Origin of the sequence: Paraburkholderia sp. DD10 (genome assembly GCF_049177125.1) — a bacterium.
In the GTDB taxonomy this organism is placed as follows: Bacteria; Pseudomonadota; Gammaproteobacteria; order Burkholderiales; family Burkholderiaceae; genus Paraburkholderia; species Paraburkholderia terricola.
In genome coordinates, this window is sequence record NZ_CP185392.1 from 2,701,729 (window position 1) to 2,720,032 (window position 18,304).

Below are 18,304 nucleotides of genomic sequence, written 5' to 3' on the forward strand. Positions count from 1 at the left end.
GCTCATTGCCTCCTGCGTTTCATCTGCACCCGGCTCGCATTGACCAGTTCGCACTGCACGGGGTGCGCCATTTCCGCCGCGACGCCGCCCGCGAGGAAGGCGAGGATCGCAAGCAGCCGCTTCATGCGTCCTCCACGACGGACAGACTCGCACCGTCGTTGACGCCGGCATCCAGCGTATACGGATCGACGCCTTCAAGGCAACCGATGTTCGCACGCCACAGGTGCGGGTCCTTGCGCGTCTGATGAAACGGATAGATGCCGCAATGCTTGCAGAAGTAATGCCGGGCGACGCGCGTATTGAACTGATACAGCGTGAGCGCGTCCTCACCGCTCAGGATGTTCAGCGCGCCCGCCGCGAACGGCGGCGTCATCAGCGCGCCCTTGCGCCGGCACAGGCTGCAATTGCAGCGGGCGGCAGGCGTGACGGCGGTGCGCACTTCGAATCGGACGGCGCCGCAATGACAGGCTCCCTTCAGCGGTTCGTGGCTTTCGTGACTCATACGGCTCCCCTCGATAAGCGATGACTGCGTTATAGCGGAGCGTCACGCGCGAATTGTGTCCCAATGTATCCGGCCTGCCGCGCTACACAAAACATTGCACAGGCGGGGTTTCGCCGACACAAGCCGGATACGTGCGGGCGTTTCAATAGCAGCCATGCCACTCCCTTCGACCCTTGCGCACTTTAAGGACTTTGATATGGTCACCACGCTCAAGACATTGACCGCCGCCGCCGTGTTGGCCGCCGCCGCGGCCAGCAGCGGCGCCGCGCTGGCCGACACGCCCGCCACGAGCCTCCCCGCGCCGGAATTCACCGGCATCGACACATGGCTCAACAGCGAGCCGCTGACCTTGCAGCAGTTGCGCGGCAAGGTCGTGCTCGTCGACTTCTGGACTTACACCTGCATCAACTGCATTCACACGCTGCCTTACGTCAAAAGCTGGAATCAGAAATACAAGGATCAGGGTCTTGCGGTGATCGGCGTGCATACGCCCGAGTATCCGTTCGAGCGCAGCACGGAAAACGTCAAGACCGCCATCAAGCGCTTCGGCATTACGTACCCGGTCGCGCAGGACAACGAGTACGCGACGTGGAGCGCCTATCACAACCAGTATTGGCCCGCGCTCTACCTGATCGACAAGAAAGGACGGGTGGTCTACACACACTTCGGCGAAGGCGATTACGCCGAAACCGAGTCGGCGATCAAGGCATTGCTGGCGCAAAAGTGACCGCGCGTGCGCGGTTCGAGCGCGGATTCGTATCGCAACGTATCGGCGGGTTGTACGGACACAGAACCTTGCAATAGTCCGTTATGCCGACACGAGCCGGCCGACACGAGCCGGATACCTCGGCGCGCTTTAATCAGGCAACGGCGGATAGCAGACGAACGCCACGCGCGGCGCGGCTATCCGGGCGTTTTATTTCCGTTTTTTTGTCAGTCCGTTCAGGGACTGTCGCCCCTCAACTTCACGAAGGCATCGTCATGACGCAAGAAAAAGTGCTGTACACAGGCAAGACCCACACGACCGGCGGCCGGGACGGCGCATCGCGCAGTTCCGACGGCCGTCTCGACATCAAGCTCACGAGTCCGGGCGCGTCGGGCGCCGGCACCAATCCCGAGCAGTTGTTCGCGGCGGGCTGGTCCGCCTGCTTCCTCGGCGCGATCGGATTGGCCGCTGCGCGAATGAAAGTCGCCGTTCCCGCGGACACCGCCGTCGACACCGAAGTGGATCTCGTCGTGGCGGACAACGCCTACTTCCTGCGGGCGCGCTTGAACGTCAGCCTGCCGGGTCTGGACCGCGAGGTCGCGCAAGCGCTCGCGAACACCGCGCATCAAACGTGTCCGTATTCGAAGGCGACGCGCGGCAATATCGACGTGGTCATCAACGTGATTTGAGCGGGACAGTGCGTGCCCCACGCGACGGCGAATCGTGTCGTCGCGGCCGGCTTGCACCTGCTGGCCGGTGCAAGCCGGCTCAGTTGCGGCGTCGCGTGTCCGTCAAGCCGGCGGGGGCACGCGCACCCACCCTTCCATCAGCACCCGCGCGCTACGGCTCATGATGGCCTTGGTGACGGTCCACTCGTCGCCGTTGCGGCTCGCTTGCGCTCCCACGCGCAACGTGCCGGACGGATGCCCGAAGCGCACCGCCTCGCGCGCGCCGCCGCCGGCGGCGAGATTCACGAGCGTGCCCGGAATCGCGGCCGCCGTGCCGATCGCCACCGCGGCCGTGCCCATCATCGCGTGATGCAGCTTGCCCATCGACATCGCCCGCACCAGCAGATCCACATCGCCCGCGCCGATGCGCTTGCCGCTCGACGCCACGTAGTCGGCGGGCTTGGCGACGAAGGCGATTTTCGGCGTGTGCTGACGCGTCGCGATCTCATCGAGATGCTCGATGAGGCCCATGCGCAGCGCGCCGTGCGCGCGGATCGTCTCGAACATCGCCAGCGCTTTTTCGTCGCTGTTGATGGCGTCCTGCAACTCGGTGCCCCGATAGCCGATCGCTGCCGCCTCCACGAAGATGGTGGGAATGCCGGCGTTGATCATCGTCGCCTTCAGCGTGCCGACGCCCGGCACTTCGAGGTCGTCGACCAGATTGCCGGTCGGGAACATCGAGCCGCCCGCGCCTTCTTCTTCCGCGGCCGGGTCCATGAATTCGAGTTGCACCTCGGCGGCGGGAAACGTGACGCCGTCGAGTTCGAAGTCGCCGGTTTCCTGCACCGCGCCGTCGGTCATCGGCACGTGGCCGATGATCGTCTTGCCGATATTCGCCTGCCAGATGCGCACGACCGCCACGCCGTCGCGCGGAACGCGGCTCGGGTCGACGAGGCCCGCGCCGATCGCGAACGGTCCCACGGCGGCCGAGAGATTGCCGCAGTTGCCGCTCCAGTCGACGAACGCCTTGTCGATCGAGACCTGGCCGAACAGGTAATCCACGTCGTGATCGGGCTTGCTGCTTTTGGCGATGATCACCGTCTTGCTGGTGCTCGACGTCGCGCCGCCCATGCCGTCGATCTGCTTGCCGTACGGGTCGGGGCTGCCGATCACGCGCAGCAGCAGCGCGTCGCGCGCCGCGCCCGGCGCTTGCGCGGCTTCGGGCAAATCCTGCAGGCGAAAGAACACGCCTTTACTGGTGCCGCCACGCATGTAGGTGGCCGGAATCTTGATCTGAGGCTGGTGGGCCATGTTGATGGTGTCCTGGTTGGCGTCTTGTTGATCAAGCCGCCGCTTTCGACGATTCGAGAAAGTCCTGCGCGAAGCGCTGCAACACGCCGCCGGCTTCGTAAATAGAGACTTCCTCGGCGGTATCGAGCCGGCACGTCACCGGCACATCCACGCGCTCCCCGTTCCTGCGATGAATCACCAGCGTGAGGTCGGCGCGCGGCTTGCGCTCGCCGATCACGTCGAAGGTTTCCGTGCCGTCGATGGCGAGCGTGATGCGGTTCACGCCGGGCTTGAACTCCAGCGGCAACACGCCCATGCCCACCAGATTCGTGCGGTGAATGCGCTCGAAGCCTTCCGCGACGATCGCTTCCGCGCCGGCAAGACGCACGCCCTTGGCCGCCCAGTCGCGCGACGAACCCTGGCCGTAGTCGGCCCCGGCGATCACGATCAGCGGCTGCTTGCGCTCCATGTAGGTTTCAATCGCTTCCCACATGCGCGTGACCTTGCCCTCCGGTTCGATGCGAGCCAGCGAGCCGGCCTTCACCTTGCCGTCTTCCAGCACCATCTCGTTCTTCAGCGTCGGGTTCGCGAAGGTGGCGCGCTGCGCGGTGAGGTGGTCGCCACGATGCGTCGCGTACGAATTGAAGTCCTCTTCCGGCAAGCCCATTTTTGCGAGGTATTCGCCCGAGGCGCTGTCCGCCAGGATCGCGTTGGACGGCGACAGGTGGTCGGTGGTGATGTTGTCGCCGAGCACCGCGAGCGGGCGCATGCCCTTAAGCGTGCGCTCGCCGGCGAGCGCGCCTTCCCAGTACGGCGGACGGCGAATGTAGGTGCTCATCGGCCGCCAGTCGTAGAGCGGATTCGCTTTCTCGCCGGTGTCGACGGAAACCGCGAACATCGGCTCGTACACCTTGCGGAACTGTTCCGGCTTCACGCTCGACGCGACCACCGCGTCGATCTCCTCATCCGACGGCCAGATGTCCTTCAGCGTGACGGCATGGCCGTCGGCGTCGATACCGAGCACGTCCTTTTCGATGTCGAAGCGGATCGTCCCCGCGATCGCATACGCCACCACCAGCGGCGGCGAAGCCAGAAACGCCTGCTTCGCATACGGATGAATACGGCCGTCGAAGTTGCGGTTGCCGGACAGCACGGCGGTCGCATACAGATCGCGCTCGACGATTTCTTTCTGGATCGCCGGGTCCAGCGCGCCCGACATGCCGTTGCACGACGTGCACGCATACGCGACCACGCCGAAGCCGAGTTGCTCCAGTTCCGGCAGCAGCCCCGCTTCTTCCAGATACAGCGTGACCGCCTTCGAGCCCGGCGCGAGCGAAGTCTTCGCCCACGGCTTGCGCGTGAGTCCGCGCCGGTTCGCGTTGCGCGCCAGCAGCCCGGCGGCGATCATGTTGCGCGGGTTGTTGGTATTCGTGCAACTCGTGATCGCGGCGATGATCACCGCGCCGTCCGGCATCAGGCCCGGCTCGTTCTCCACCTTGCCGCTGATGCCGCGCGCGGCGAGTTCGGACACCGGCAAGCGGCGATGCGGATTCGACGGACCGGCCAGCGTGCGCACCACGCTGGAGAGATCGAACTTCAGCACGCGCTCGTAGTCGGCGTTCTTCAGGCTATCCGCCCACAGGCCGGTTTCCTTCGCGTAAGTCTCGACCAGCTTGACCAGTTCGTCGTCGCGGCCCGTGAGCTTGAGGTACTTGATGGTCTGCCCGTCGATGTAGAACATCGCGGCGGTGGCGCCGAATTCGGGCGCCATGTTGGCGATGGTCGCGCGGTCGCCCAAGGTCAGCCGCGCCGTGCCTTCGCCGAAGAACTCCAGATACGCGCCGACCACTTTTTCGTTGCGCAGGAATTCGGTCAACGAGAGCACCACGTCGGTCGCCGTGATGCCCTCGCCCGGCTTGCCCGTCAGTTCCACGCCGACGATGTCCGGCAGGCGCATATACGACGCGCGGCCCAGCATCACGCTTTCGGCTTCGAGACCGCCCACGCCGATCGCGATCACGCCGAGCGCGTCGACCATCGGCGTATGCGAATCGGTGCCCACCAGCGTATCGGGAAAGGCCACGCCGTCGCTCACCTGCACCACCGGGCTCATGCGCTCCAGATTGATCTGATGCAGGATGCCGTTGCCCGGCGGAATCACGTCGACGTTCCTGAACGCGCGCTTGGTCCAGTTGATGAAATCGAAGCGGTCTTCATTGCGACGGTCTTCGATCGCGCGGTTCTTCGCGAACGCGTCGGGATCGAAGCCGCCGCACTCGACGGCGAGCGAATGATCCACCACGAGTTGCGTGGGGACCACCGGGTTGACCAGCGCCGGATCGCCGCCTTGCGCGGCGATTGCGTCGCGCAGACCGGCGAGGTCGACCAGCGCGGTCTGACCGAGAATGTCATGACACACCACGCGCGCCGGAAACCACGGGAAATCCAGCTCGCGCTTGCGTTCGATGATCTGCTTGAGCGACGCGACGAGCGTCACCGGATCGCAGCGGCGCACCAGGTTTTCGGCCAGCACGCGGGACGTGTACGGCAGCGTGTCGTAAGCGCCGGGCTGGATCGCGTCGACGGCGGCGCGCGTGTCGAAGAAATCGAGCCGGGTGCCGGGAAGGCGTTTGCGGTTTGCAGTATTCATGGCTTGAGAAAAACAGTATCGATTCGGGGACGGTGGCGGCGGCCGTGGGTCACGATCCGCCACGCCTTTTCAACGCGGCGCTTCGCTGGCGGGTCGGTCAAACAGTAAGTGGAGTGTAGCTCGCGTAGCGTGCAGGTTTGCGGGCGGCTTCGTGAACGCGCTGCAAAAAACAGCCTTGGCTCGGGGTATGGGCGAACCAAGGCTTAACTTCATCGCGTCGCGCTCTTTGGACGCAATGGAGGAGCAAAGCTGGCAGCCAGGCTTTCACGCGTTCAACGTTCGCGGCTTGCGCGTTTTTCAAACGCCCTTAAACCCGCTTCGCCAACGGCACGAACGGCAAATCGTCCGGTCCGGTGTAATTCGCGCTCGGCCGGATGATCTTGTTGTCGATGCGCTGCTCGATGATGTGCGCGCTCCAGCCTGCCGTGCGCGAGATCACGAAGAGCGGCGTGAACATCGCCGTCGGCACGCCCATCATGTGGTACGAAACCGCGCTGAACCAGTCGAGATTTGGAAACATCTTTTTCACTTCAGCCATCACTGTTTCAAGTCGCTCCGCGATGCTGAACAGCTTGGTGTTGCCCGCTTCCTTCGAGAGTTTTCGCGCGACTTCCTTGATCACCTTGTTGCGCGGATCGGAGATCGTGTACACCGGGTGGCCGAAGCCGATCACCACTTCCTTGTTCTCCACGCGACGGCGGATGTCCGCCTCGGCTTCGTCGGGTGTCGGGTAGCGCGACTGGATCTCGAACGCGGCTTCGTTCGCGCCGCCGTGCTTCGGGCCGCGCAGCGCGCCGATCGCGCCGGTGATCGCCGAATAGATGTCCGAGCCCGTGCCCGCGATCACGCGGCCGGCGAAGGTCGACGCGTTGAACTCATGCTCCGCGTACAGGTTCAGCGACACATGCATCGCGTCGACCCACGACTTCGACGGCGCCACGCCATGCAGCAGATGCAGGAAATGGCCGCCGATCGAGTCGTCGTCGGTTTCGACCTCGATGCGCCTGCCGTTGTGCGAGTAGTGATACCAGTAGAGCAGCATCGAGCCGAGCGAGGCCATCAGTTTGTCGGCGATGTCGCGCGCGCCCGGCAGGTTGTGATCGTCCTTTTCCGGGAGCACGGTGCCGAGCACCGAGACGCCCGTGCGCATCACGTCCATCGGATGCGCGGCGGCGGGAATCCATTCGAGCGCGGCCTTCACGTTCGCGGGCAGGCCGCGCAGCGCCTTGAGCTTCGTCTTGTAGGCGCCCAGTTCGGCCTGGGTCGGCAGTTTCTCGTGGACCAGCAGGTACGCGATCTCCTCGAATTCGCACGCGCCGGCGAGGTCGAGAATGTCGTAACCCCGGTAGTGCAGGTCGTTGCCGGTCTTGCCGACCGTGCACAGCGCCGTATTCCCCGCGGTCACGCCGGACAGCGCCACGGACTTTTTCGGTTTGAACGCGCCCGCGTTCGGCGTGCTGTTGTCTGCTTCGCTCATGAGTTCGTCTCCAGATGCATGGGGGAAGTTTTGGATGGAAGTCCAAATTGCAAAGAACGGGCCAGGCGGCGCCGAGCGGGCTAAGTGCCTGATTTCTCAAAAAAGAGCAGGCCGCCGCGCGCCGCGCCGAATTTCACAAATGAAATTCAAATTTCAAATCAGAAACCGATGCGCGCATAATGACGGCACCCGTAAGCAGCCTCGCAGGAGCCGTCCGACCTTGAGCACGCCCCATTTCGACTCTCCCCAGCGCCCGCGCATCTGGGCCGTCAGCATCAGCCGCTTGCGCGATCTGTTTTTCGACATCGCCGGCGAATATGTCGAAATCGCGGACCTGCGCATCGTCGCGCAGGGCTTCGAGGATGCGGTGCGCGAAATCGACGCCGCGGGCGCGGGCCGTCCCGATGTCGTGATCGCCGGCGGCTCCAGCGGCGCGTATCTGAAAACGCGTGTCGCGGTTCCCGTCGTGCTGATCAACCCGACCGGCTTCGACGTGATGCATGCGCTCGCGCGGGCCCGCCGCGACGGCGCGCGGGTCGCGCTCGTCACGCACGGCGACACGCCCGACGAAGTGCGCCGCTTCACGGCCGCTTACGAACTCGACGTGACGTTCGCCTCCTATGAGTCGGCGCAGGACGCCGAGAGCGTCGTGCTCGATCTGCGCGATCGCGGCATCGACGTGGTGGTCGGCCCCGGACTCGTGACCGATCTCGCCGCAAGCGCCGGCATGGGCGCGGTGTTTCTCTATTCGCGCGCGTCGGTGCGCGCCGCATTCGATACCGCGCTCGAAGTCGCGCAGGCCACTCGCCGCGAAACGCTTCGCCGTCAACGGCTCGACAATCTGCTGCAACATCTGCGCGACGGCGTGGTCGCGCTCGATGCGCAAGGCCGCGTCGAAGCGATGAATCAACGCCTCGCCGACGTCCTCGGCCTCGACGCGGCAAAGGCGGCGGGCCGCCCGCTACGGGAACTCGCGCCCGACCTGGCGGGCAGCTTGCCGGACTCGGACGGCGACTCCTTCTGCACGGTGCGCGGCGCGAGCTACGTCGTGCATCGCGGACCGCTGGCGAGCAGCGGCGCGGCGGCGGGCACCGTGCTGACGTTTCAGGAATCGCGCGCCGTCGAAAAACTCGACCGCACGCTGCGCTCGCGGCAACGCGTGCAGCAGTTCAGCGCGCGCTACCGGCTCGACGACATCGTCGGCGCATCCGCATCGATCGAACGGGTGCGCTCGCTCGTGCGGCGCTATGCGCGATCGGACGCCACCGTGCTGATTCTCGGCGAGAGCGGCACCGGCAAGGAAATGGTCGCGCAGAGCATGCATCGACTGAGCGCGCGGCGCGACTTCGCGTTCGTCGCGATCAATTGCGGCGCGTTTCCCGAGGCCTTGCTGGAAAGCGAATTGTTCGGCTACGAGGAAGGCGCGTTCACCGGCGCGCGCAAGGGCGGCAAGGCGGGACTGATCGAAGTCGCGCATCGCGGCACGCTGTTTCTCGATGAAATCGGCGAGATGCCGTTGTCGTTGCAAAGCCGGCTGCTGCGCGTGCTGCAGGAACGCGAAGTCGTGCGGCTCGGTTCGACGGAGCCGACGCGCGTCGACATTCGCGTGGTCGCGGCGACGCATCGCGCGTTGACCGAGGGCATCGCGGCGGGCCGTTTTCGCGCGGACCTGTACTACCGGCTCAACATTCTGAGCATCGCGCTGCCGCCGCTGCGCGAGCGGCCCACCGACCTGCTGCCGCTCGCCGCCGAACTGCTGCTGCAAGCCGCGGCGCGCGAACCGAGGCTCGCGGCGCGCCTGCCCGATACGGAGGCCGCTCGACGCACGCTTGCGGAGCTTGCCGAGCCATTGCGCCGTTACGCATGGCCGGGCAACGTGCGTGAATTGCAGAACGTGACCGAACGGATCGCGGTCGAACTGGCGGACGCGGACACCGGCCCCGACACCCACGCGGCAACGGATGCCGATGCCAAATCCATCCTCACACGCGACATGCTGCGCACCGTCGCGCCAGAAATCTTCGAGCCGCACGCACGCGCGAAAAAAACCGCGCTCACGCTACGCGAGCGCAGCCGTCACGTGGAAGCCGACGAGATCCGCGCCGCGCTCGCCGCGCACGACGGCGATCGCGACGCGGTGTGCGAGGCGCTCGGCATCAGCAAGACGACGTTATGGCGGAAGCTGAACGCGACACAGTAGACATCGCGTCGCCCTGTTTGGTCGCATGGGTCGCATGGGTCGCATGGGTCGCATGGGTCGCCTTGGCCCCCGCGCGCGCGATGAACATGCTCGGCGTCATCCCGCAGCACCGCTTGAAATGCCGCCCGAAATGGCTCTGATCGAAGAAACCAACCTCCGTCGCGACGACCGACCCCGGCACGCCTGCGAGCAACAGCGTCTGCGCGCGCTGAATCCGCAGCCCGCACAGATAGCGATATGGCGATGAACCGTATTGCTGCCGGAACACCGTCGCGAAGCGCGACACGCTCAACGCGGACAACGCGGCCAGTTGCGCGAGCGTCACCGGTTCGTCGAAATGCGCTTCGATGAACGCCCGCGCGGCATTCAGGCTGATCGACTGTTTCATGACGCCGCGACCGTCGAGCTGGCCGCCGGCTGCTTCGCGAACCGCGCGATGGAAAACACGTCGAGGGGAATCGCGGCGTTGCCGGTGCCGAGCAGTTCGGCCATCGTCTCGCCGACGCCGGGGCCGATCTGAAAGCCCGCGCCGTTGAAGCCGAACGCATAGAAGAGGCCGTCGACCTTGCTGCTCGGACCGATCACCGGTTCGCCGTCGGGCAGATAACTTTCGACGCCGCTCCACACGCGAATCACATTGAGCGGCGCCAATGCGGGTACTAGCCGCCGCATTTGCGCGAGCTGGCGCACGGTGTTGATCGGCAGCACCGACGCGCGGCACGTCAGCGCATCCGCGGGACCTGGCGGCCCGCCGCCCACGATGATGTTGCCGCGCGGAATCTGCCGGAAATAGATGCTCTCTTCCTTGATCGACGTGAACACGCCCATCGACGATTTGAAGACATACGGCACCGGTTCGGTCACGCACATTTGCGGCCCGTGCGTGGTGAGCGGGGCCGCTTCGCCGAACTGCTCGCTCAGACGGCTCGCCCAGGCGCCGGCGCAAATCACGAGCTGCGCGGCCCAATACACGTCGCCGCGCGCGCTCTGCACGCGAAACCGGCCAGCCTCTTTTTCGACGCGCACGATTTCCGTGTTCTCGACCACGCGCGCGCCGAGCCGTGCGGCGGCCCGGCCGAACGCGGGCGCGGCGAGGCGCGGATTCGCATGACCGTCGAACGGCGAAATGGAGGCGGCCAGCACCTCGCGGCCGAGAAACGGGAAACGCCGGAACAGCGCTTCGCCGTGCAGCACTTCGAGGTCGAGACCGTAGGCGCGCGCGTCGATCGCGTACTGATCGAAGTTCTCGACGTCCTTCTGGTGGTAGCACACGCGCGTATGGCCCACCGGCAGAAACTCGATGTCCTCGCCGAGCAGTTCCGCCGAGCGTTGCCATGTGCGCAGCGCGCGGTTCGCCATCGCCAGTTGCGGCAGCGCGCGCCCCTGGCGGCGAATCCCGCCGAAGTTCACGCCGCTCGCCTGCTGGCCCGTGAGTCCGCGTTCGAGCAGGATCACCGAGCGCTTGCGCCGACGCAGGAAGAACGCGGTCGTCGTGCCCATGATGCCGCCGCCGATCACGATCACATCGGCTTCGTTATGGGTCGCCGCGCTCATTCGCTTATCTCCGCGCTTGCTTCGGTGCTGGCCGCTTCGATTGAAGCTTCGGTCAACGCGACAGGCAGCGGCTTGACAGGCGCCTGCCCGCGCAAGCGCCCCACCGAAGCCAAGGGCACGGACGCCGCCGCCGCGATGATCTCCGCGCCCGCGTGGCCGCAATAGCGTCCCTGGCAGCGTCCCATGCCGACGCGCGAAAACGCCTTCGCGCGATTGGCTTCCTGCGCGCCGGTCGCGCGCACGACGCGGCGCAATTCGCCCGCCGTGATCGCTTCGCAACGGCAGACGATGGTTTCATCCGGCAGCGACGCGGCGAATTTCGCCGGCCACGGAAAGGCCGCGCGCAAGCCCGCGGCAAAGCGCGTGAAGCGCGCGAGTTCGCGACGCAAGCGCTCCATCCCCTCGACGTGCATGCCGTGATCGTGCAGAACCGCGAGCGCCGCGAGGCGTCCCGAACGTTCCGCCGCGTCCGCGCCGCGCACCCTTGCGCCGTCGCCGGCCAGATAGACGCCTTTGACGCTGCCGCGGCCGTCGTCGTCGATTTGCGGGAGCCACTGCTGTGTATCGGCGTCGAACAGGAAGCGGCAACCCGCGAGGTCCGCGAGTTGCGTCTCCGGGCGCAAGTGATAACCGAGCGCCACGGCGTCGCACGCAATCTCGATCCGCTCGCCGCCGGGCAACGCCACCTCGACGCCGCTCACGCCGTCGTGCGGCGAGCCCTTGATTTCGACAGGCTGCACGCCGCGATGAACAGGCACGCGCGCTTGCGTCAGCACGCGCGTCAATGCGATGCCTTTCTTCAAAGCGGCGGGAATCGCCAGCAAACGCGGCAACGCGGCCACGCGCTGCATGAGCGTCGACGTATCGAGCACCGCGGCCACCTGTGCGCCCGCCTTCACGTATTGCGCCGCGACGAGGTACAACAGCGGACCGCTGCCCATCATCACGATGCGCGAGCCGATCGCGCAGCCCTGCGATTTCAGCGCGACTTGCGCGCCGCCGAGGCTATAGGCGCCCGCCTGGTGCCAGCCCTTGACCGGCATCAGCCGATCGGTCGCGCCGCTGCACACGATCAGCGAATCGAACGCGAGCGTGCGATAACGCGTGCCGCTCACCAGATGCACGGCGTTCGGCGAGATATTCCACACGAGCGTTTCCGGCAGATAGTCGATCATGCTTTTCAGCGCATCGAAACTCGCGTGCAGCGAAGCGGCGCGTTCCGCCTCGGTGCCGTAAAGCGTGTCGTAGCTGCGCGAAAACCCTTCCGGTTGCCGCCGATAGATCTGCCCGCCATCGCGCCGCCCTTCGTCGATGACCGTGGGCCGCAGCCCCGCCTCCACCAGCGCCTGCGCGGCGCGCACGCCCGCCGGCCCGCTCCCGATGACGACTACGCGCGGGGCCATACGCCCTCCCCGGCTTCGGCGAGTTTCGTCACGATCGACATGCCGGGCGCCGCCGGCGTGCTGCACGCGCGCACGCGCTCGCCCGCCGCCGTCCATACCCAACAGTCCTGGCACGCGCCCATCAAACAGAAACCGGCGCGGCGGCCGTCGCCGAATTCGGAATCGCGCAACGTGTTCATGCCGGTCAGCAGCGCGACCATCAGCGTGTCGCCCTCGGCGGCTTCGCGCACGACGCCGTCCACCGTGATCGCAAAAGTCTTGCGGCCCTGCTCCGCAAGCCGTACGAATCGTCCGTTCATGCCGGAATGGCCTCCAGGGTCTGCAGGCGATTCAGCTCGGATGTCGAATGATGGCAAAGGATTTCCGCGCCCGAAGGCAGCTTCTTGAGCGAAGGCGGCGTCATGTTGCACATGCCGTCGATGCGCACCGGGCAGCGCGCGCGGAACGCGCACAACTCGGGAATCCCGGCGCTCTCGCCGAGCGGCGGCAACGCGGCGGCGTTGATCTCGCGGCGCGCGTCGAGCCAGCCGGGTTTCAACGCGGGCACCGAGTCCACCAGCAAGCCCGTGTACGGGTGATACGGCGGCGCGGCGAGCACGTCGCGCTGCCCGGCTTCCACGCGATGCCCTGCGTACAGCACGATCACTTCGTCGCAGATCGCGCGCACCGTGGAAATGTCGTGGCTGATGAACATGTACGACACGCCCAGTTCGCGCCGCAATTCGGCCAGCAGATCGAGGATCGCCGCGCCGACCACCGTGTCGAGCGCGGACGTCACTTCGTCGCAGAGAATCAACGCGGGATCGGCGGCGAGCGCGCGCGCCAGGTTCACGCGCTGCTTCTGGCCGCCGGAAAGTCCGGCCGGCGTGCGCGTGGCGATCGAGGCCGGCAGCTTGACCAGATCGAGCAGCGCCAGCATCCGCTTCTTCGCCGCCGAGCCGCGCAGATGGTGATAGAACGCGAGCGGCCGCGCGAGGATATCGGCGATCGAATGGCTCGGGTTCAGCGCGGTATCGGCGTTCTGAAACACGATCTGAATCTGCCGGTATTGCTCCGGCGTGCGGCGCGAGAGTTGCGCGGGCAACGCCTCGCCGTTGAACAGCACCTCGCCGCGCGCCCGGTCGACCAGCCCCGCCACCACGCGCGCGAGCGTCGTCTTGCCGGAACCCGATTCGCCGATCACGCCGAGCGTGCTGCCGCGCGCGATCGACAGGCTGACGTCGTCGAGCACGCGCACGGCCGGCGCGCCGAAGCGGTCGAGGCGGCCATAGCCGGCCGCGAGTCCGCGAATCTCGAGCAGCGGCGGCACGTGTTTTCCGGACTGCGGCGGCGTTTCCAACGCGGCTTCCGGGCGGCGCGTGGCGGCCAGCAACTGGCGCGTGTAGGCGTCGACGGGCGCGTCGAGCACTTGCGCGACCGCGCCGTTTTCCTTCACCGCGCCGCCGTTCAACACGACGATGCGGTCGGCCATCTGCGCAACCACAGCCAGGTCGTGCGACACGTACACCGCCGTCGTGCCGAGTTCGCGGATCACCTTCTTGAAGGCCGCGAGCACTTCGATCTGCGTGGTGACGTCGAGCGCGGTGGTCGGTTCGTCGAATACGACGACGGCCGGATCGGTGATCAGCGCCATCGCGGCCATCAAGCGCTGCAACTGCCCGCCCGACACCTGATGCGGATAGCGCTCGCCGAGCGTTTCCGGCGCGGGCAACGCAAGCGAGCGGAACAGGCCGATCGCCTTGGCGCGCGCGGCGTCTTTCGTCATCAACTGATGCAGCAGCGCCGGCTCGGTGACCTGATCCATGATCGTGCGCGCGGGATTGAAACCCGCCGACGCGCTCTGCGCCACATAGGCCACCGTGCGCGCTCGCAACGCGCGGCGGCCCTTCGCGTCGAGCGACAGCACATCCACGTCGCCGATGCGCACCGACCCGCCGCTAATCGCGCAGCCCGCGCGCGCATAGCCGAGCAGCGACAGCGCGATGGTCGTCTTGCCCGAGCCCGACTCGCCGATCAGCGCGAGCACCTCGCCCTTCCTCACCGAAAAATCGACGCCCTTGACGATCTCCGTCACGGCTGCCGGCGCGGCGCCCGCGACCACGCGCAGGCCCTTCACTTCGATCATGTCCCGTTCAGCCATCACGCGCCTCCGTGGCTGCGGCCGCGACGCCGCAAATTGTCGATCAGCAGATTCATGCCGATGGTCAGCGTCGCGATGGCGACGGCCGGCATCAGCACCGCGGGCGCGCCCTCCGACAAGCCGCCGATGTTCTCGCGCACGAGCGAGCCCCAGTCGGCATTCGGCGGCTGCACGCCGAGGCCGAGAAAACTCAGCCCGCTCAGCAGCAGCACGATGAACACGAAACGCAGGCCGAAATCGGCGAGCATCGGATGAATCATGTTCGGCAGCACCTCGACCCGCGCGATATAGAAGATGCCCTCGCCGCGCGCGCGGGCCACCTGCACGTATTCGAGGCTCATCACGTTCATCGCGAGCGAGCGCGAAATGCGGAACGCGCCGGGGATATACGCCGCGGCGGCCACGGTCGTCAGCATCGTGATCGACGAACCGAACGCGGCGATCACGACGAGCGCGAGCACCTTGCTCGGAATCGAAATGATCGCGTCGAACAGACGGCTCAGAATCTCGTCGACCCAGCGCCCGGACACCGCGGCGAGCAGGCCGAAGAACGTGCCGATCAAACTCGCGAGCAGCGCCGCCGCCAGCGCGAGGCCGACCGTGTAGCGCGCGCCGTAGAGAATGCGGCTCAGCATGTCGCGGCCGAGATAGTCGGTGCCGAGCGGATGGGCCGCGCCATAGCTGCCGAAAATTTCCGTCGAGGTGAGCGCGCCGCCTTTGTACGGTGCGATGAGCGGACCGACGAATGCGATCAGCAGCCAGAACGCCACCAGCAGCAGGCCGATCAGTCCGAGCACCGAGAAGCGGTGCACGAGGCGTTTCAACACACCGGTTTTCGGCGCGGGGGTCGGCTCGCCCGGCGGCGCCGAATCAGCGACGAGTTCATCGCGGCTCACGTCGTACAGTTCCGTGCCGGCGTGGGGAACATGGGGGTTGGTCGGTTGGCTCATCATCGGCGCAGCCTCGGGTTGGAGACGATTTGACACAGGTCGGCGATCAGCACGAGCGCGAGATACGCCGCGCAGAACACCATCACGCAGCCTTGCACGAGCGGCATGTCGCGGTTCGTCACGGCATCCACCATCAGGCTCGCGAGACCGGGATAGTTGAAGATCGATTCGACGATCACCACGCCGCCGAACAGATATGACAGGCTCAGCGCCACCGCGTTGGCAATCGGACCGATGGTGTTCGGCAACACGTGCCGCCACACCACGCGCACGGGCGAGGCGCCCTTGAGTATCGCCATCTCGACATACGAGGAATTGAGCTGATCGAGCACCGCGGCGCGCGTCATGCGCGCCATCTGCGCGACGATCACGCAGCACAGCGTCATCACGGGCATCGCGTAGATGCGCAGCAGCGCGCCGAACGAATGCACTTCCGACAGGTACGACAGCGCGGGCAGCCAGCGCAGCTTGACCGCGAAGATCAGCACCGCGATGGTGGCGACCAGGAATTCCGGCACCGCCACCGTGGAAAGCGTGAGCACGTTGAGCGTGCGGTCGAGCAGCGAGCCGCGGAACATCGCCGACGAAATGCCGATCAGCAACGCGATCGGCACCGAGACGAGCGACGTGAGACCGGCCAGCACCAGCGAGTTCGGCAGGCGCGTGGCGATCAATTCGCTGACCGGCAGATTGTTTGACATCGAAGTGCCAAAGTTGCCGGTGACAATATGCATGAGCCACTCGACGTAGCGTTGCAGCGCCGGCTGGTCGAGGCCGAATTGATGCCGCAATGCCGCGACGGCTTCGGGGGTGGCCGCCTGGCCGAGCGCCTGCTGTGCGGCATCGCCGGGAAGCAGGCCGGTGATGGCGAACACCACCGCCGAAACCAGCAGCAGCGTCAGCAGCGCAAGGCCGAGGCGCGCGGCGATGAGTCGTTGCGCGTGTGCTTTCATCGAGAGTCGCCTTTAGGTTGAAGCCGCACGCCGCGAAAACGAAAACGCGCGGCGTGCGTATGACCGACCCTGGCTTTCCGGTTCGTCAGACCGGCGGGCCGAACTTGCAGCGATACGAAAATGCGAAAGCGTTCAGGCGTCGAGCCAGACGTTTTCCGCGAACATGAAGCCCATCAGGCCGGCCAGCGGAATCGAGCCGAGGCCCTTGAGCTTCGTCGTGTAAGCATCCAGCGAACTCTGGAACAGCGGAATGCCGATGCCGCCCGTTTCATGCACCAGCACCTGCATGTCGCCGTAGATCTTCTTGCGCTTGTCGTCGTCCGGCTCGCCGCGCGCCGCGACCAGCATCTGGTCGAACTTCGGGCTCTTCCAGTTCGCCTCGTTCCACGGCGCGTCGGACTTGAAGAACTGCGTGAACAGCACGTCGGCGCTCGGCCGCGCATTCACCGAACCGTACACGAGCGGATGCTTCATCCAGTGGTTCGACCAGAAGCCGTCCGCCGGCACGCGCGACACCTGCAGGTTGAGCCCCGCTTGCGGCGCGACCTGCTGAAGCAGCATCGCCATTTCCACCGAGCCTTCGGCTGCCGGCGACGCGAAAATCTGGATCGGCGCGCTGCCGACTTTCGCCTTCTGGAAGTGGAACTTCGCCTTGTCCAGATCGACGGTGCGCTGCGGCAGACCGGCCAGGTAATACTTGTTGGTCGGATCGATCGGCTGATCGTTGCCGATCGCGCCGTAGCCCTGGAAGATCGCGCGGCGAATCTGCTCGCGGTCCATCAGATACATCATGCCTCGCCGGAAATCGTCGTTGCCGGTAATTCCGCCTTCGTCGCGAACGATCAGGTCGGTGTACTGGCCGGTCTTGGTTTCGAGCACGGAGAAGCCGCCCGCGTTCTTGATCTGCGTGGTGGAGCGCGGGCTCACCGCGTTGATCAGTTGCACGTCGCCGGACAGCAGCGCGTTCACGCGCGCCGATTCGTCGCCGATGCCGATCAGCTCCACTTCGTCCAGATGCGGCATGCCCGGCTTCCAGTACTTGTCGTTCTTCACGCCGACCGTGCGCACGCCCGGCGCGAATTCCTTGACCTTGAACGGGCCGGTGCCGACCGCCGTTTTGAATTCCTTGGTGCCGTCCTTGATGATGAGGAAATGCGAGGTGGCGAGAATCACGGGCAGATCGGCGTTCGGGCCTTCCAGCGTGATCGTCACTTCGTTCGGGCCGGTGGCCTTCACTTCCTTGATCTGGTCGGCGAGCGTCTTCGCTTTCGACGCCGTGGCCGGATCTTTGTGACGCATGATCGAGTAGACCACGTCCGCGGGCGCGAGCGACTTGCCGTCGTGGAACTGCACGCCGGGGCGCAGCTTCGCGACCCACACGATGGCGTCCTTCGTCTCCAGCGAAGTGGCGAGCGCCATCTTCGCGCCGAGGTGCGAATCGAGTTCGGTCAGGCCGTTGTAGAACATGTTGCAACGCACGTAGTCGGTGCCGAGCGCGCCCTTCGCGGGGTCGAGCGTGTCGGCTGCGGACGCCGACTGCGTCGCCACGCGAATCTTGCCGCCCTGCTTCGGCTTGGCTTGCGCAAAGGCCGCGCCGCTCGCGGTGAGGAGGCCCGCGCCCGTCACCGACATCATGCCGGCCGCGGCCATCGCACGCAGCACGTCGCGCCGCGAGGCGCCCTTGGCTGTCAATCGCTCCAACCCGTTGTCGAGTTCAAAAGCGCCGTATTGCGAGTTTTCCTTATTCATCGAACTTCTCCGCGAGGATTGCAGGGATGGCTGCGTGGTTTTAATTGGCTAATGGAACTACG

16 protein-coding genes are annotated in these 18,304 nt (G+C 65.9%); 3 read left to right on the forward strand and 13 right to left on the reverse strand.

The genetic code is table 11. From position 1 onward, the window contains the following. Nucleotides 1-2 precede the first annotated feature (2 nt). On the reverse strand, nucleotides 3-125 hold the full coding sequence (locus ACOCG7_RS12305) for a hypothetical protein (protein WP_268801990.1): 123 nt from the start codon (nucleotides 123-125) through the stop codon (nucleotides 3-5). Next, the gene (locus tag ACOCG7_RS12310; protein ID WP_073428528.1) at nucleotides 122-502 is read right to left on the reverse strand and encodes a GFA family protein; all 381 of its coding nucleotides are present in this window, start codon (nucleotides 500-502) and stop codon (nucleotides 122-124) included. The genes ACOCG7_RS12305 and ACOCG7_RS12310 overlap by 4 nt, the downstream gene beginning before the upstream one ends. Nucleotides 503-698: 196 nt before the next feature. Between ACOCG7_RS12310 and ACOCG7_RS12315 the strand changes: the two genes are divergently transcribed. Together ACOCG7_RS12315 and ACOCG7_RS12320 are read left to right on the forward strand one after the other, a co-directional pair. Then, complete coding sequence (locus ACOCG7_RS12315; protein ID WP_073428529.1) at nucleotides 699-1,229, forward strand: thioredoxin family protein; 531 nt, start codon at nucleotides 699-701, stop codon at nucleotides 1,227-1,229. A gap of 254 nt (nucleotides 1,230-1,483) precedes the next feature. After that, nucleotides 1,484-1,897: an organic hydroperoxide resistance protein gene (locus tag ACOCG7_RS12320; protein ID WP_073428530.1), complete on the forward strand. Its 414-nt coding sequence runs from the start codon at nucleotides 1,484-1,486 to the stop codon at nucleotides 1,895-1,897. A gap of 102 nt (nucleotides 1,898-1,999) precedes the next feature. Here ACOCG7_RS12320 and prpF read toward each other — a convergent pair whose 3' ends face one another. The 3 genes from prpF to prpC all read right to left on the reverse strand — a co-directional run bounded on the left by prpF (nucleotide 2,000) and on the right by prpC (nucleotide 7,293). After that, nucleotides 2,000-3,187 (reverse strand): 2-methylaconitate cis-trans isomerase PrpF, encoded by a 1,188-nt coding sequence (gene prpF, locus ACOCG7_RS12325; RefSeq protein WP_073428531.1) that lies wholly within the window; start codon nucleotides 3,185-3,187, stop codon nucleotides 2,000-2,002. Between the two features lie 31 nt (nucleotides 3,188-3,218). Continuing rightward, nucleotides 3,219-5,816 (reverse strand): Fe/S-dependent 2-methylisocitrate dehydratase AcnD, encoded by a 2,598-nt coding sequence (gene acnD, locus ACOCG7_RS12330; RefSeq protein WP_073428532.1) that lies wholly within the window; start codon nucleotides 5,814-5,816, stop codon nucleotides 3,219-3,221. 307 nt (nucleotides 5,817-6,123) lie between these two features. Then, the gene (gene prpC, locus ACOCG7_RS12335) at nucleotides 6,124-7,293 is read right to left on the reverse strand and encodes a bifunctional 2-methylcitrate synthase/citrate synthase (protein WP_073428533.1); all 1,170 of its coding nucleotides are present in this window, start codon (nucleotides 7,291-7,293) and stop codon (nucleotides 6,124-6,126) included. Between the two features lie 220 nt (nucleotides 7,294-7,513). Here prpC and prpR point away from each other — a divergent pair, with 220 nt between their 5' ends. After that, the gene (gene prpR, locus ACOCG7_RS12340) at nucleotides 7,514-9,493 is read left to right on the forward strand and encodes a propionate catabolism operon regulatory protein PrpR (protein WP_073428534.1); all 1,980 of its coding nucleotides are present in this window, start codon (nucleotides 7,514-7,516) and stop codon (nucleotides 9,491-9,493) included. Here the strand turns inward: prpR and ACOCG7_RS12345 are convergent. The 8 genes from ACOCG7_RS12345 to ACOCG7_RS12380 all read right to left on the reverse strand — a co-directional run bounded on the left by ACOCG7_RS12345 (nucleotide 9,450) and on the right by ACOCG7_RS12380 (nucleotide 18,242). After that, a complete protein-coding gene (locus tag ACOCG7_RS12345; RefSeq protein ID WP_421375641.1) occupies nucleotides 9,450-9,881 on the reverse strand; it encodes a helix-turn-helix domain-containing protein in 432 nt (143 codons plus the stop codon). The two genes, prpR and ACOCG7_RS12345, sit on opposite strands and share 44 nt — an antisense overlap. After that, entirely contained in the window at nucleotides 9,878-11,047 is a 1,170-nt protein-coding gene (locus ACOCG7_RS12350; RefSeq protein WP_073428536.1) for an NAD(P)/FAD-dependent oxidoreductase, read from the reverse strand. The genes ACOCG7_RS12345 and ACOCG7_RS12350 overlap by 4 nt, the downstream gene beginning before the upstream one ends. Then, a complete protein-coding gene (locus ACOCG7_RS12355) occupies nucleotides 11,044-12,450 on the reverse strand; it encodes an NAD(P)/FAD-dependent oxidoreductase (RefSeq protein WP_073428537.1) in 1,407 nt (468 codons plus the stop codon). Before ACOCG7_RS12355 ends, ACOCG7_RS12350 begins: the two co-directional genes overlap by 4 nt. Next, nucleotides 12,435-12,749, reverse strand: coding sequence for a (2Fe-2S)-binding protein (locus ACOCG7_RS12360; RefSeq protein WP_073428538.1), 315 nt, complete (start codon nucleotides 12,747-12,749; stop codon nucleotides 12,435-12,437). Before ACOCG7_RS12360 ends, ACOCG7_RS12355 begins: the two co-directional genes overlap by 16 nt. Beyond that, entirely contained in the window at nucleotides 12,746-14,590 is a 1,845-nt protein-coding gene (locus ACOCG7_RS12365) for an ABC transporter ATP-binding protein (RefSeq protein ID WP_073428539.1), read from the reverse strand. The genes ACOCG7_RS12360 and ACOCG7_RS12365 overlap by 4 nt, the downstream gene beginning before the upstream one ends. Continuing rightward, nucleotides 14,590-15,543, reverse strand: coding sequence for an ABC transporter permease (locus ACOCG7_RS12370; RefSeq protein WP_073428540.1), 954 nt, complete (start codon nucleotides 15,541-15,543; stop codon nucleotides 14,590-14,592). The genes ACOCG7_RS12365 and ACOCG7_RS12370 overlap by 1 nt, the downstream gene beginning before the upstream one ends. Next, entirely contained in the window at nucleotides 15,540-16,493 is a 954-nt protein-coding gene (locus tag ACOCG7_RS12375) for an ABC transporter permease (protein ID WP_073428541.1), read from the reverse strand. The genes ACOCG7_RS12370 and ACOCG7_RS12375 overlap by 4 nt, the downstream gene beginning before the upstream one ends. A gap of 132 nt (nucleotides 16,494-16,625) precedes the next feature. Next, a complete protein-coding gene (locus tag ACOCG7_RS12380; RefSeq protein ID WP_073428542.1) occupies nucleotides 16,626-18,242 on the reverse strand; it encodes an ABC transporter substrate-binding protein in 1,617 nt (538 codons plus the stop codon). Nucleotides 18,243-18,304: the final 62 nt, after the last annotated feature.